Source organism: Streptomyces incanus (assembly GCF_042656345.1).
Lineage (GTDB): Bacteria > Actinomycetota > Actinomycetes > Streptomycetales > Streptomycetaceae > Streptomyces > Streptomyces incanus.
In genome coordinates, this window is sequence record NZ_JBHSPC010000025.1 from 85,509 (window position 1) to 100,303 (window position 14,795).

Here is a 14,795-nt window from a genome sequence, read left to right on the forward strand (position 1 = left end):
TCCACGGCGGGTGCGCCCGGTACGCTCACCGCCGTGCCACACGCTGATCAGTCCCAAACCACTCAGAAGGGTCAACCCGTGACATTTCCCGGGCCGCCCCGGCCGGCGCGGGTCACCGCCACACCCCTCGCGGAACTCGCCGGTCAACTGGGTACCACCGTGCCGCAGCGGACCGCCGACGTCACGGGCATCACCCATGACTCGCGCGCGGTGCGCCCCGGCGACCTGTACGCCGCCCTCCCCGGCGCCCGCGTGCACGGCGCCGACTTCGTCAACCAGGCCGCGGGCCTCGGCGCGGTCGCCGTGCTCACCGACCCGAGCGGCGCCGAACGCGTCGCCGCGGCCGGACTCCCCGCCCTGGTGGTCGACGACCCCCGCGCGGGCATGGGCGAACTGGCGGCCACGATCTACGGCCACCCGGGCCGTGACCTGCTCCAGATCGGCATCACCGGCACCTCCGGCAAGACCACCACCGCCTATCTCGTCGAGGGCGGCCTGAAGACCGCCCGCGGTACGGACGAGGAGGACCGGCGCGAAGCGCCGTCGGTCGAGGACGGTGGTGGACGGGTGGGGCTGATCGGCACCGTCGAGACGCGCATCGGCGACGAGCGCATCAAGTCCGAACGCACCACGCCGGAGGCCACCGACCTCCAGGCTCTGTTCGCCGTCATGCGCGAGCGCGGTGTCGACGCGGTCGCCATGGAGGTCTCCAGCCACGCCCTGGTACTGGGCCGGGTGGACGGCTGCGTCTTCGACATCGCCGTCTTCACCAACCTGAGCCCGGAACACATGGAGTTCCACTCCGACATGGAGGACTACTTCGGGGCCAAGGCGCAACTCTTCACCCCGCTGCGCAGTCGGCTCGCCGTGGTCAACGCCGACGACGAGTACGGCCGCCGCCTCACCAAGGAGGCCGGCGTCCCCGTCATCACCTACTCCGCCGAGGGCCACCCCGACGCCGACTGGCGCGCCGAGGACGTCGAGGTCGGCCCCACCGACTCCACGTTCACCGTGATCGGCCCCGAGAACGAGCGGATCGCCGCCCGCTCGCCGCTGCCGGGCCCCTTCAACGTGGCCAACACCCTCGCCGCGATCGTCGCCCTCGCCGCCGCCGGACTGGACCCGCAGGCCGCCGCCGACGGTGTCGCCGCCGTCCCCGGCGTACCCGGGCGGCTGGAGCGCGTGGACGCGGGCCAGCCGTACCTCGCGGTCGTCGACTACGCACACAAGACCGACGCCGTCGAATCGGTGCTGCGCGCCCTGCGCAAGGTCACCGAGGGCAAGGTCCACGTGGTGCTCGGCTGCGGCGGAGACCGGGACATCACCAAGCGCCGGCCGATGGGCGCCGCGGTGGCCCGGCTCGCCGACACCGCCGTACTGACCTCCGACAACCCCCGCTCCGAGGACCCCCTCGCGATCCTCGCCACCATGCTCGAGGGCGCGGCCTCCGTGCCCGCCCACGAGCGCGGCGAGGTGCAGGTCTTCGAGGACCGGGCCGCGGCGATCGCCGCCGTCGTCGCCCGCGCACAGCCCGGCGACGCCGTGCTGGTCGCCGGCAAGGGCCACGAGCAGGGCCAGGACATCGCCGGGGTGGTGCGTCCCTTCGACGACCGCCAGGTGCTTCGCGAAGCTATCCAGCAGACCCAGGGATGAACTTGTGATCGCCCTCTCCCTCGCCGAGATCGCAGAAGTCGTCGGCGGGCAGACGTACGACATACCGGATCCGTCCGCCCCGGTCACCGGGCCGGTGGTCCGGGACTCGCGGGAGGTGGTGCCGGGCAGCCTGTTCGTCGCCTTCGCCGGTGAACGCGCGGACGGCCACGACTTCGCGGCCGCGGTCGTAGAGGCCGGCGCGGCCGCCGTGCTCGCCTCCCGGCCCGTGGGGGTACCCGCGATCGTCGTCGAGGACGTCCAGAGCGCGCTGGGTGCCCTCGCCCGGCACGTCGTGCGGCGTCTCGGCGCCACTCTCGTCGCACTGACCGGCTCGGCCGGCAAGACCAGCACCAAGGACCTCATCGCACAGGTGCTGCGGCGCAAGGCGCCGACCGTCTTCACCCCCGGCTCCCTCAACAACGAGATCGGGCTGCCGCTGACCGCGCTCACCGCCACCGAGGAAACCCGGTTCCTCGTGCTGGAGATGGGCGCCCGCGGGATCGGCCACATCCGCTACCTCACCGGCCTCACCCCGCCGAAGATCGGCCTCGTGCTCAACGTGGGCACCGCGCACATCGGCGAGTTCGGCGGCCGGGAGCAGATCGCCCTGGCCAAGGGCGAACTCGTCGAGGCCCTCCCCGAGGACGGCACCGCGGTCCTCAACGCGGACGACCCGCTCGTACGCGCCATGGCGTCCCGCACGAAGGCGAAAGTGCTCCTCTTCGGAGAGAGCGACGAAGCGGACGTTCGGGCCGAGAACGTGCGACTCATGGACAGTGGACAGCCCTCGTTCAGGCTTCACACACCCTCCGGTGCAAGCGATGTGACCATGCGCCTGTACGGTGAGCATCACGTGTCGAACGCGCTCGCCGCGGCCGCCGTCGCCCACGAGTTGGGCATGTCCGCAGACGAGATCGCACTCGCGCTCTCCGAAGCGGGCTCCCTCTCCCGCTGGCGGATGGAGGTCACCGAGCGCCCGGACGGCGTGACGGTCGTCAACGACGCCTACAACGCGAACCCCGAGTCCATGCGAGCCGCCCTGCGCGCGCTCGCGGCCATGGGCAACGGACGTCGTACGTGGGCGGTGCTCGGCAAGATGGCCGAGCTCGGGGACGAGGCGCTCGCCGAGCACGACGCGGTCGGACGGCTCGCCGTCCGGCTCAACGTCAGCAAGCTCGTCGCGGTCGGGGGCAGGGAAGCCGCCTGGCTGCAACTGGGCGCATATAACGAGGGTTCGTGGGGTGAGGAGTCGGTGCACGTGTCCGACGCACAGGCGGCTGTCGACCTGTTGCGCAGCGAATTGCGCCAGGGAGACGTCGTTCTCGTGAAGGCGTCCCGGTCGGTCGGTCTCGAGAGCGTGGCGCAGGCGCTGCTCGCGACCGGTACCGAGGGTGAGGTCGTCGCCCGATGATGAAGCAGATCCTGTTCGCAGGAGTCATTGGCCTCTTCCTGACGCTGATCGGCACCCCGCTGCTGATCAAGCTGCTCGCACGCAAGGGGTACGGGCAGTACATCCGCGACGACGGCCCGCGCGAGCACGCCAGCAAGCGCGGTACGCCGACGATGGGCGGTATCGCCTTCATCCTGGCGACGGTCGCCGCGTACTTCCTGGCGAAACTGGTCACGGGCTACGCGGACCCGAAAGCCGACGCGGCGCCGACCTTCTCGGGTCTGCTGGTGCTCGGCCTGATGGTGGGCATGGGCCTGGTCGGCTTCCTGGACGACTACATCAAGATCGTCAAACGGCGTTCGCTGGGCCTGCGGGCCAAGGCGAAGATGTCCGGCCAGCTGATCGTCGGTATCACCTTCGCCGTGCTCGCCCTGCAGTTCGCGGACAACCGCGGCAACACCCCGGCGTCCACCAAGCTGTCGTTCATCACCGACTTCGGCTGGACCATCGGCCCGGTGCTGTTCGTCATCTGGGCGCTGTTCATGATCCTCGCCATGTCGAACGGCGTGAACCTGACGGACGGCCTGGACGGCCTGGCCACCGGCGCCTCCGTCCTGGTCTTCGGCGCCTACACCTTCATCGGCGTCTGGCAGTACCAGGAGTCCTGCGCCAACGCGCAGACCCTGACCAACCCGGGTGCCTGTTACGAGGTGAGAGACCCCCTCGACCTCGCGGTGGTCGCCTCCGCGCTGATGGGCTCCTGCCTCGGCTTCCTGTGGTGGAACACCTCGCCGGCCAAGATCTTCATGGGCGACACCGGTTCGCTCGCGCTCGGCGGCGTCCTCGCGGGCCTCGCGATCTGCTCCCGCACCGAGCTGCTGGTCGCTATCCTGGGCGGTCTGTTCGTCCTCATCACCATGTCGGTGGTCATCCAGGTCGGCTCCTTCAAGCTCACCGGGAAACGCGTCTTCCGGATGGCACCGCTCCAACACCACTTCGAACTCAAGGGGTGGTCCGAAGTCCTTGTCGTGGTCCGCTTCTGGATCATCCAGGGCATCTGCGTGATCGTCGGACTCGGCATCTTCTACGCGGGATGGGCAGCGGACAAGTGACCGCACCAGTGGCATCGCAGCCCCCGGAGCCCTACCGGTTCCGGGGCAGGCACATCACCGTCGCCGGGCTCGGCGTCTCCGGCGTCCCGGCGGCCAGGGCGCTGCACGGCCTCGGCGCGCACGTCACGGTCGTCAACGACGGCGACGACGACCGCGCCCGGACCCAGGCGGCCGAACTGGAACGGCTCGGCATCACCGTCCGCCTCGGCGAGCAGGCCGCGAGCACCCTCCCCGAGGGCACCGAACTCGTCGTCACCGCCCCCGGCTGGAACCCCGGCAAGCCGCTGTTCGCCGCCGCCGCACAGGCCGGCGTCCCGATCTGGGGCGACGTCGAACTGGCCTGGCGGCTGCGCGGCCCCGGCGCCCCGCCCTGGCTCGCGGTCACCGGCACCAACGGCAAGACCACCACCGTCCGCATGCTCGCCTCGATCCTCGAGGCGGCGGGCCTGCGCACCGCGGCCGTCGGCAACATCGGCGTCTCGCTCCTCGACGCGGTGCTCGGCGACGAGCAGTACGACGTGCTCGCCGTGGAACTGTCCAGCTACCAGCTCCACTGGTCCTCCTCCCTGCGCGCGCACTCGGCGGCGGTGCTGAACCTCGCCCCCGACCACCTCGACTGGCACGGCTCCATGGAGGCGTACGCCGCCGACAAGGGCCGCGTCTACGAGGGCAACCGGATCGCCTGCGTCTACAACGCCGACGCCACCGACAAGCCGTCCACCGAGGACCTGGTCCGCGAGGCCGACGTCGAGGAGGGCTGCCGCGCCGTCGGCTTCACCCTCGGCACCCCCGGCCCCTCCCAAGTCGGCGTCGTCGACGGCATCCTGGTCGACCGCGCCTTCGTCGAGGACCGGCAGGGCAGCGCCCAGGAGCTCGCCGAGGTCACTGACGTCGACCCGCCCGCCCCGCACAACATCGCCAACGCCCTTGCCGCCGCCGCCCTCGCGCGCGCCTACGGGGTGCCGGCGGCGGCCGTACGGGACGGGCTGCGCGCCTTCACTCCGGACGCCCACCGCATCGCGCATGTCGCCGACGTGGACGAGGTCGCCTATGTCGACGACTCCAAGGCGACCAACACCCATGCCGCGCAGGCCTCGTTGGCCGCCTACGAGTCGATCGTGTGGATCGCCGGCGGACTCGCCAAGGGCGCCACCTTCGACGAACTGGTCGCGAGCTCGGCGAAGCGCCTGCGCGGCGTCGTCCTGATCGGCGCGGACCGCGCGCTGATCCGCGAAGCCCTGGCGCGACACGCACCGGAAGTACCCGTGGTCGACCTCGACCGGACCGACACTGGGGCGATGCTCCAGGCTGTCCAGGAAGCGAAACGGCTCGCCCGGCCCGGCGACACGGTGCTGCTGGCCCCGGCCTGCGCCTCGATGGACATGTTCGCCAACTACAACAGGCGCGGTGAGGCGTTCGCACAGGCGGTGCGCGAACTCGGTGCCTGAGCCGGCCGCCTGCGCCGGGCGACCTTGGGAGGGACGCATGGGACCGTCGAGGCACCATGGGGCGCACAGCGGAGGCCGGCATGCCCGGTAGCCGCACCGGACGGCCTCCCGTGCGGCGGGCGCCCCGCCGCACGGCCGCACCCCGGCCGGCCCGCGAGAACCCCCTGAGGGCCCTCCACGCGCGGGCGTACAAGGCCTGGGACCGGCCGCTGACCGCCTACTACCTGATCCTCGGCGGCAGCGCGCTGATCACCGTGCTCGGCCTGGTGATGGTCTACTCGGCCTCCCAGATCACCGCGCTGCAGATGTCGCTGCCGGGCTCGTACTTCTTCCGCAAGCAGTTGCTGGCCGCCGGCATCGGGGCCGTGCTGCTGCTCGCGGCCTCCCGGATGCCGGTGAAGCTGCACCGGGCGCTGGCCTACCCCATCCTCGCGGGCGCCGTCTTCCTCATGATCCTGGTGCAGGTGCCGGGGATAGGGATGGAGGTCAAGGGCAACCAGAACTGGATCGGCATCGGCGGCTCCTTCCAGCTTCAGCCCAGCGAGTTCGGCAAGCTCGCCCTGGTGCTGTGGGGCGCCGACCTGCTCGCCCGCAAGCAGGAGAGGCGGCTGCTGTCCCAGTGGAAGCACATGCTGGTGCCGTTCGTTCCGGCCGCCTTCATGCTGCTCGGACTGATCATGCTCGGCGGCGACATGGGCACGGCGATCATCCTGACGGCGATCCTCTTCGGCCTGCTCTGGCTGGCCGGGGCGCCCACCCGGCTGTTCGCCGGCGTGCTGACCATCGCCGCGCTGATCGGCGCGCTCCTCATCAGGACCAGCCCGAACCGCATGGCCCGGCTGGCCTGTCTCGGCGCCACCGAACCCCGGACGGGTCCCGTCGACTGCTGGCAGGCCGTGCACGGGATCTACGCACTCGCGTCCGGCGGGATCTTCGGTTCCGGGCTCGGTGCGAGTGTGGAGAAATGGGGCCAACTGCCGGAAGCCCACACCGACTTCATCTTCGCCATCACCGGTGAGGAACTGGGCCTGGCAGGGACGCTGTCGGTACTCGCCCTGTTCGCGGCTCTAGGCTATGCGGGTATCCGCGTGGCCGGACGCACGGAGGACCCCTTCGTGAGGTACGCCGCGGGAGGTGTGACCACCTGGATCATGGCTCAGGCCGTGATCAACATCGGTGCGGTCCTCGGGCTGCTGCCGATCGCGGGCGTTCCCCTCCCGCTGTTCTCCTACGGGGGCTCCGCCCTGCTGCCGACCATGTTCGCCATCGGGCTGCTGATCGCCTTCGCGCGTGACGAGCCCGCTGCGCGGGCGGCGCTTGCGATGCGGCAACCTCGCTTTGGTAGAAAGCGGGGCCGGGGTTCCCAGCGACCCCGCAGATGGAACACGATGCGACGGCGCGCCACGACGGCACGCTCGTCCGGAGAGCGGTGAATTTCGGTGCATGTCGTACTCGCCGGCGGAGGAACCGCGGGCCACATCGAGCCCGCGCTCGCCCTCGCGGATGCCCTGCGCAGGCAGGATCCGTCCGTGGGCATCACGGCCCTGGGCACGGAACGCGGTCTCGAGACACGTCTGGTACCCGAGCGCGGGTACGAACTGGCGCTGATCCCCGCCGTGCCGCTGCCCCGCAAGCCCACCCCCGAGCTGATCACCGTCCCGGGCCGGCTGCGCGGCACCATCAAGGCGACCGAGCAGATCCTGGAGCGCACCAAGGCGGACGCCGTGGTCGGCTTCGGCGGCTATGTCGCCCTGCCCGGCTACCTCGCCGCCAAGCGGCTCGGTGTGCCGATCGTCGTCCACGAGGCCAACGCCCGACCCGGCCTGGCCAACAAGATCGGCTCCCGGTACGCGGCCAGGGTCGCCGTCTCCACCCCGGACAGCAAGCTGCGCGACGCCCGCTACATCGGGATCCCGCTGCGCCGCTCCGTCGCCACCCTGGACCGGGCCGCCGTGCGGCCCGAGGCCCGCGCCGCGTTCGGGCTCGACCCCAACCTGCCCACGCTGCTGGTCTCCGGCGGCTCGCAGGGCGCTCGGCGGCTGAACGAGGTCGTCCAGCGGGTCGCGCCGTGGCTCCAGCAGGCCGGCATCCAGATCCTGCACGTGGTCGGCCCGAAGAACGAACTGCCGCAGGTGCAGCAGATGCCGGGAATGCCCCCCTATGTCCCGGTAGGTTACGTGGACCGGATGGACCTCGCGTACGCCGCGGCCGACATGATGCTCTGCCGCGCGGGCGCGATGACCGTCGCCGAACTCTCCGCCGTCGGGCTTCCGGCCGCCTACGTCCCGCTGCCCATCGGCAACGGCGAACAGCGGCTGAACGCCCAGCCGCTGGTCAAGGCCGGGGGCGGACTTCTGGTCGACGACGCGGAGCTGACGCCGGAGTGGGTGCAGCAGAACGTGCTGCCCGTCCTGGCCGACCCGCACCGGCTGTACGAGATGTCCCGCGCCGCCGCCGAGTTCGGCCGCCGGGACGCCGACGACCTGCTCGTCGCCATGGTGCACGAGGCGATCGCCGCACGTCACCGCTAGGACACCGGCGAGTGAGCCGAAGGGGCGCGGCGCCGACTGCGGCGTCCCGGAGGTGAACCGCGCCGCGGGAAAGGGAGTGCTGTGGCCGGATCGACCACCGCCGAGCGCGGTGAACGCCGGCGGGGGTCGTCCGTGCCGCCGCCCGCTCGGCGGCGGCTGGGGCGGAGACGGCTTCGTCTGATCATCATCCTGGCGGTCGTCCTGGTCTTCTTCGGCAGCGGCGCGTTCTGGCTGCTGTACGGGTCCGATCTGGCCCGGGTGGAACGGGTGTCCGTGTCCGGCACCCGGGTCCTGACTTCCGGGGAAGTGCGCGCGGCCGCCGATGTCCCCGTCGGGGGCCCGCTGGCCACGGTGGACACGGACGCGGTCGCCTCGCGGCTCCGCGAGAAATTGCCTCGAATCCGCACAGTTGATGTGGTCCGTTCCTGGCCGCACGAAATCGGGCTGAATGTCACCGAGCGCACCCCGGTTCTTCTGGTCGAAAAAGGCGGGGAGTTCACTGAGGTCGACGGCGAAGGTGTCCGATACGCCACGGTTTCCCAAGAGCTCAAAGGTGTTCCCCGGCTGGAATTGAACGTGCGCCGGAGCGGCACCACGGCCGCGAGCCTGCGCCGCTTCGGTGAGGGCCGGCTGGTGCGAGAGGCGGCACGGGTCGCCCGTGAGGTGCCGGACGCCGTCGCCCGTACCACGCGGAGCGTCAAGGTCCGTTCCTACGACGACATCTCGCTGGAACTGGCGGACGGCAGGACGGTCGCCTGGGGAAGCGGCGAGAAGGGTGCCGCGAAGGGCCGTGCCCTCACCGCTCTGCTGAAAGCGGCGCCGGACGCACGGCACTTCGACGTGAGTGTTCCCACCGCCCCCGCGTCATCAGGGAATTGACGCATATCAGTGCAGGCCAGCCCCCTGGTTGGGTGGCGCCACGGCTGATCACATAGGGTGAAAAGAAAAACGGGAGGTTCGGCGTGTTCGTTGAACGTGCGCCACTTGTCGACTTAGTGTCCTGTTCAGAAGACTCCAGAGAACAGGCACACTGGTAACCCTAAACTTCAACGTTAGGGTTCGGGTCGGCGATACGGACCGTCCCACATCGGCATCAGTCGTCGAACCGCGGCACGGCCGTGAGGCGGCGACACGTAACTCGAGGCGAGAGGCCTTCGACGTGGCAGCACCGCAGAACTACCTCGCAGTCATCAAAGTCATCGGTGTCGGCGGCGGTGGTGTCAATGCCATCAACCGGATGATCGAGGTCGGTCTCAAGGGCGTCGAGTTCATCGCCATCAACACCGACGCGCAAGCCCTGTTGATGAGCGACGCCGACGTCAAGCTCGACGTCGGCCGTGAACTCACCCGCGGACTCGGCGCCGGAGCCAACCCGGCCGTCGGCCGCAAGGCGGCCGAGGATCACCGCGAGGAGATCGAGGAGGTCCTCAAGGGGGCCGACATGGTCTTCGTGACGGCCGGCGAGGGCGGCGGCACCGGCACCGGCGGCGCCCCCGTGGTGGCCAACATCGCCCGCTCGCTCGGCGCTCTCACCATCGGCGTGGTCACCCGCCCGTTCACCTTCGAGGGCCGGCGCCGCGCCAACCAGGCGGAGGACGGCATCGCCGAGCTCCGCGAAGAGGTCGACACCCTCATCGTCATCCCCAACGACCGGCTGCTGTCCATCTCGGACCGCCAGGTCTCGGTCCTGGACGCCTTCAAGTCGGCGGACCAGGTCCTGCTCTCCGGTGTCCAGGGCATCACCGACCTCATCACCACCCCCGGTCTGATCAACCTCGACTTCGCCGACGTCAAGTCGGTCATGTCCGAGGCCGGTTCGGCCCTCATGGGCATCGGCTCGGCCCGCGGCGACGACCGTGCGGTGGCCGCCGCCGAGATGGCGATCTCCTCACCGCTGCTGGAAGCCTCCATCGACGGCGCCAGGGGCGTCCTGCTGTCCATCTCCGGCGGCAGCGACCTCGGCCTGTTCGAGATCAACGAGGCCGCCCAGCTGGTGAGTGAGGCGGCCCACCCCGAAGCCAACATCATCTTCGGCGCGGTGATCGACGACGCCCTCGGCGACGAGGTCCGGGTCACGGTGATCGCGGCCGGCTTCGACGGCGGCCAGCCGCCCTCGAAGCGGGACAACGTCCTCGGCTCGTCCTCGGCCAAGCGCGAGGAGCCCGCCCCCGCGCGGCAGCCCGAGAGCCGCCCGTCCTTCGGCTCCCTGGGCAGCGTCACGCCCAAGGAGGAGCTGGAGCAGGCCCCCGAGCCGGTCAGCGACATCCCGGTCGCCCACCCGCCCGTCCCGCCGTCCCGCACCTACGCGGACAGCGCGGCCGAGGAGCTGGACGTACCGGACTTCCTCAAGTGATAGGACAGCGCGAAAGCGTGCGCGGCGCGCACTTCGCCCTCACCGACCGGTGGGGTGGGGTGAGCGCCGCTCCGTATGCGGAGCTCAATCTCGGCGGGGCGGTCGGCGACGACTCCGGGGCGGTGCGCGCCAACCGCGAACTGGCCGCGAAGTCCCTCGCTCTCGACCCGGCGCGGGTGGTCTGGATGAACCAGGTGCACGGAGCCGACACGGTCGTGGTGGACGAGCCGTGGGGTGCCCGTCCCGTTCCCGAGGCGGACGCGGTGGTCACCGCGCGGCGGGGCCTCGCCCTCGCCGTACTCACCGCTGACTGCGTCCCGGTGCTGCTCGCCGACCCCGTCGCCGGTGTCGCCGCGGCGGCCCACGCGGGCCGGCCCGGACTGGTGGCGGGGGTGGTCCCCGCCACCGTGCGAGCCATGACGGAACTCGGAGCCGACCCGGCCCGCATCGTCGCCCGCACCGGCCCCGCCGTCTGTGGCCGCTGCTACGAGGTGCCGTCGCAGATGCGCGCCGAGGTGGCCGCCGTCGAGCCGGCGGCGTATGCCGAGACGAGTTGGGGCACGCCGGCGGTCGATGTGGCCGGGGGCGTGCACGCCCAGCTCGAACGGCTCGGGGTGAGCGACCGGGAGCGGTCGCCGGTGTGCACGCTGGAGTCGGACGATCACTTCTCGTACCGACGGGACCGCGCCACCGGGCGGCTCGCGGGCTATGTGTGGTTGGACTGATGGGTATGACGGACCGTAAGGACGAACTCGCCGCGAATCTCGCGGATGTGGAGCGGCGGATCGCCGCCGCGTGCGCGGCAGCCGGGCGCGGGCGGGAGGAAGTGACCCTGATCGTGGTCACCAAGACCTTCCCCGCGAGCGATGTGCGGATCCTGTCGGAGCTCGGTGTGCGCCATGTCGCCGAGAACCGCGACCAGGACGCCGCCCCGAAAGCCGCCGAATGCGCCGACTTGCCCCTTAAGTGGCACTTTGTCGGGCAACTTCAGACCAACAAGGTGCGGTCTGTGGCCGGTTATGCCGATTTCGTGCAGTCCGTCGATCGTTCCCGACTGGTCACGGCGCTCTCGAAAGAGGCGGTGCGCAACGGGCGCGAACTGGGCTGCCTCATCCAGGTCGCGCTCGATGCCGATGAGCCTGCGGCGGGAGGGGGCCGGGGGGAGCGCGGCGGCGTGGCGCCGGGCGGCGTGGCGGAGTTGGCTCGTCTCGTCGCCGGGGCCGAAGGCCTGCGGCTGGACGGGCTGATGACCGTCGCTCCGCTCACCGGGGAGTACGCCGGGCGTCAACAGGCTGCGTTCGAGCGCTTGATGGATCTGTCGACCGACCTGCGCGCGGCCCATCCTGCTGCGAACATGGTCTCCGCGGGGATGAGTGCGGATCTCGAACAGGCGGTTGCGGCCGGAGCGACACATGTGCGCGTAGGCAGTGCGGTACTCGGAGTCCGCCCCCGGCTCGGGTAACGTCGCCAGGAAGTCGGACCACAGCAGAAAATATGGTCATTGCCGCTGATCGGGCGGACTTGAGGACCTTGTGGATCGCGGGCACTTGGCGGTCGTCAGCGGATCCACCACAGAGCGGAGGGCACGGAGAATGGCCGGCGCGATGCGCAAGATGGCGGTCTACCTCGGCCTCGTGGAGGACGATGGGTACGACGGCCGCGGATTTGACCCAGACGACGACTTCGAACCCGAACTCGACCCGGAGCCCGAGCGGGACCACCGGCGGCACGAGCCGTCGCACCAGTCGCACGGCATGCACGGGGCACATCAACTCCAAAGGGACGAAGAGGTGCGAGTCGCCCCATCGCCCCCACTTCGCGAGCCGGTCGCCCGGTCCGCTTCGCTTCCCGCTGAATCGGCACGCCCGGCGCGTATCGCGCCCGTGGCATCCATCACACAAGAACGCGCCAGCCTGGAGAAGAACGCACCGGTGATCATGCCCAAGGTCGTGTCGGAACGAGAGCCTTACCGGATCACCACGCTTCACCCGCGGACCTACAACGAGGCCCGTACCATCGGGGAACACTTCCGCGAAGGTACGCCTGTGATCATGAATCTGACCGAGATGGATGACACGGACGCCAAGCGACTTGTCGACTTTGCGGCGGGTTTGGTGTTCGGTCTTCACGGCAGTATCGAGAGGGTGACGCAGAAGGTGTTCCTGCTGTCTCCTGCTAACGTCGATGTCACGGCGGAGGACAAGGCCCGTATCGCAGAGGGCGGGTTCTTCAACCAGAGCTGAGACGCAGGACCGGACAGAAGCAGGACACAGGGGAGAGGGACAACCAGACCATGAGCGTGTTCGCGCAGGTGATCTACATCGCGCTGATGGTGTTCCTCATCGTGCTCATCTTCCGGCTGGTCATGGACTACGTCTTCCAGTTCGCCCGCTCGTGGCAACCCGGCAAGGCGATGGTGGTCGTCCTGGAGGCCACCTACACTGTCACCGATCCACCGCTGAAGCTTCTGCGGCGGGTCATCCCGCCGCTGCGTCTCGGGGGCGTGGCGCTCGACCTGTCCTTCTTCGTGCTGATGATCATCGTCTACATCCTGATCTCCCTCGTGGGCAGTGCGCTGAGGTGACTGTGGACGACATGGGCCTGCCGACTGCCGATGACTACGTTGAGGTGAAGAGATGCCGTTGACCCCCGAGGACGTGCGGAACAAGCAGTTCACGACCGTCCGCCTCCGAGAAGGCTATGACGAGGACGAGGTCGATGCCTTCCTCGATGAGGTCGAAGCCGAACTGACGCGCCTGCTCCGAGAGAACGAGGACCTGCGCGCCAAACTGGCCGCGGCCACGCGCGCTGCTGCCCAGAACCAGCAGAACATGCGCAAGCCTCCGGAACCGCAGGACCAGCAGCAGCAGCAGCAACAGCAGGGGCCGCCTCAGGGGATGCCTCAGCAGGGCATGCGAGGTCCCGGCGGTCCGGTGCCCGCCGGCATATCGGGCCCGCCGCAGCAGCAGATGGGTGGCCCCATGGGTGGTCCGCCCCAGCTGCCGAGCGGTGCACCGCAGCTGCCCGCCGGCCCCGGCGGTCAGGGCGGTCAGGGCGGTCCGCAGGGTCCCGGCCCGATGGGTCAGGGTGGCCCGATGGGTCAGGGTGGCCCGATGGGTCAGGGTGGCCCGATGGGTCAGGGTGGCCCGATGGGCCAGGGTGGCCCCATGCAGGGTCAGATGGGCCAGGGCGGTCCCATGCAGGGTCAGATGGGCCAGGGTGGCCCCATGCAGGGTCAGATGGGCCAGGGCGGTCCCATGCAGGGTCAGATGGGCCAGGGCGGTCCCATGCAGGGTCAGATGGGCCACGGTGGCCCCATGGGCGGTCCTCCCGGCCTCCCCGGACAGCAGGGCGGCCCCGGTGGCGACAGCGCGGCCCGCGTGCTCTCGCTGGCCCAGCAGACCGCAGACCAGGCGATCGCCGAGGCTCGTTCCGAGGCCAACAAGATCGTCGGCGAGGCGCGTTCGCGTGCCGAGGGTCTCGAGCGGGACGCCCGCTCCAAGGCGGACGCCCTGGAGCGGGACGCGCAGGAGAAGCACCGCGTCGCGATGGGCTCCCTGGAGTCCGCCCGCGCCACGCTGGAGCGCAAGGTCGAGGACCTGCGCGGCTTCGAGCGCGAATACCGCACGCGGCTGAAGTCCTACCTGGAGTCGCAGCTGCGTCAGCTGGAGACCCAGGCGGACGACTCGCTCGCCCCGCCGCGTCAGCCTGCCGCCCCGTCGCTGCCGCCGTCTCCGGCGCCCTCGATGGCTCCGGCCGGTGCCGGTGCGCCGTCCTACGGCGGCAACCAGCAGATGGGCGGCGGCCCCGGCCAGCCCGGCCCGTCCTACGGTGGTGGCCAGCAGCAGATGCAGCCGGCCATGACCCAGCCCATGGCGCCGGTGCGTCCGCAGGGACCGTCGCCGATGGGCCAGGCGCCCTCGCCGATGCGCGGGTTCCTGATCGACGAGGACGACAACTGACGGCCTGATGGCCATGAGTACGGCGTAACGGCCGGCAGTGTTCAGGGCGGGGCCCCGGGTTCGAGAACCCGGGGCCCCGCCCTTGTGCTACGCGCGTTGGGGCCCCTTCGCGGCGGTTGCGGTGTTTGCGGTGGTTGCGGTGGTTGTTCGGGGTGCGGGGCAGTTGTCCGTAGGACGCAACACCGAGGGCCCGGGTCCGCCGAATTCTTGTCGGCGGACCCGGGCCCTGGGCGTGCCGGGTGACGAGGGACGCGCTGGTGTGATCTACCGTTCCTCCGGGCTGGGCGGGAGCGGGTCTGCTCGGCCGCCCGCCTCGAACGGTCCTGGGCGCTCCCCCACCGCCTCA

General features: G+C 70.5%; 13 protein-coding genes. All 13 read left to right on the forward strand.

Going from position 1 to position 14,795, the window contains the following annotated elements; genetic code table 11:
• The first annotated feature begins 78 nt into the window (after positions 1-78).
• Positions 79-1,653: a UDP-N-acetylmuramoyl-L-alanyl-D-glutamate--2,6-diaminopimelate ligase gene (locus ACFP2V_RS10085; RefSeq protein ID WP_381208718.1), complete on the forward strand. Its 1,575-nt coding sequence runs from the start codon at positions 79-81 to the stop codon at positions 1,651-1,653.
• Positions 1,654-1,657: 4 nt separating this feature from the next.
• On the forward strand, positions 1,658-3,064 hold the full coding sequence (locus tag ACFP2V_RS10090; protein ID WP_381208721.1) for a UDP-N-acetylmuramoyl-tripeptide--D-alanyl-D-alanine ligase: 1,407 nt from the start codon (positions 1,658-1,660) through the stop codon (positions 3,062-3,064).
• Complete coding sequence (mraY, locus tag ACFP2V_RS10095; protein WP_381208926.1) at positions 3,064-4,155, forward strand: phospho-N-acetylmuramoyl-pentapeptide-transferase; 1,092 nt, start codon at positions 3,064-3,066, stop codon at positions 4,153-4,155. The genes ACFP2V_RS10090 and mraY overlap by 1 nt, the downstream gene beginning before the upstream one ends.
• Positions 4,137-5,603 (forward strand): UDP-N-acetylmuramoyl-L-alanine--D-glutamate ligase, encoded by a 1,467-nt coding sequence (gene murD / locus ACFP2V_RS10100; RefSeq protein WP_381208724.1) that lies wholly within the window; start codon positions 4,137-4,139, stop codon positions 5,601-5,603. The genes mraY and murD overlap by 19 nt, the downstream gene beginning before the upstream one ends.
• Before the next feature lie 80 nt (positions 5,604-5,683).
• A complete protein-coding gene (gene ftsW, locus ACFP2V_RS10105; RefSeq protein WP_381208727.1) occupies positions 5,684-7,036 on the forward strand; it encodes a putative lipid II flippase FtsW in 1,353 nt (450 codons plus the stop codon).
• Positions 7,037-7,042: 6 nt separating this feature from the next.
• Positions 7,043-8,134 carry an undecaprenyldiphospho-muramoylpentapeptide beta-N-acetylglucosaminyltransferase gene (murG, locus tag ACFP2V_RS10110; protein WP_381208730.1) on the forward strand — a complete coding sequence of 364 codons (1,092 nt, stop codon included), beginning with the start codon at positions 7,043-7,045 and terminating at the stop codon, positions 8,132-8,134.
• Between the two features lie 81 nt (positions 8,135-8,215).
• Positions 8,216-9,013 (forward strand): cell division protein FtsQ/DivIB, encoded by a 798-nt coding sequence (locus tag ACFP2V_RS10115; RefSeq protein WP_381208733.1) that lies wholly within the window; start codon positions 8,216-8,218, stop codon positions 9,011-9,013.
• 280 nt (positions 9,014-9,293) lie between these two features.
• Complete coding sequence (ftsZ, locus tag ACFP2V_RS10120) at positions 9,294-10,487, forward strand: cell division protein FtsZ (RefSeq protein ID WP_381208735.1); 1,194 nt, start codon at positions 9,294-9,296, stop codon at positions 10,485-10,487.
• Entirely contained in the window at positions 10,484-11,212 is a 729-nt protein-coding gene (gene pgeF / locus ACFP2V_RS10125) for a peptidoglycan editing factor PgeF (protein WP_381208738.1), read from the forward strand. The genes ftsZ and pgeF overlap by 4 nt, the downstream gene beginning before the upstream one ends.
• 5 nt (positions 11,213-11,217) lie before the next feature.
• The gene (locus ACFP2V_RS10130) at positions 11,218-11,949 is read left to right on the forward strand and encodes a YggS family pyridoxal phosphate-dependent enzyme (protein ID WP_381208741.1); all 732 of its coding nucleotides are present in this window, start codon (positions 11,218-11,220) and stop codon (positions 11,947-11,949) included.
• A gap of 130 nt (positions 11,950-12,079) precedes the next feature.
• Entirely contained in the window at positions 12,080-12,730 is a 651-nt protein-coding gene (locus ACFP2V_RS10135) for a cell division protein SepF (RefSeq protein WP_381208744.1), read from the forward strand.
• 50 nt (positions 12,731-12,780) lie between these two features.
• Positions 12,781-13,071, forward strand: coding sequence for a YggT family protein (locus ACFP2V_RS10140; RefSeq protein WP_055593377.1), 291 nt, complete (start codon positions 12,781-12,783; stop codon positions 13,069-13,071).
• A 52-nt stretch (positions 13,072-13,123) separates the two neighbouring features.
• Positions 13,124-14,449 (forward strand): DivIVA domain-containing protein, encoded by a 1,326-nt coding sequence (locus ACFP2V_RS10145; protein ID WP_381208748.1) that lies wholly within the window; start codon positions 13,124-13,126, stop codon positions 14,447-14,449.
• Positions 14,450-14,795: the final 346 nt, after the last annotated feature.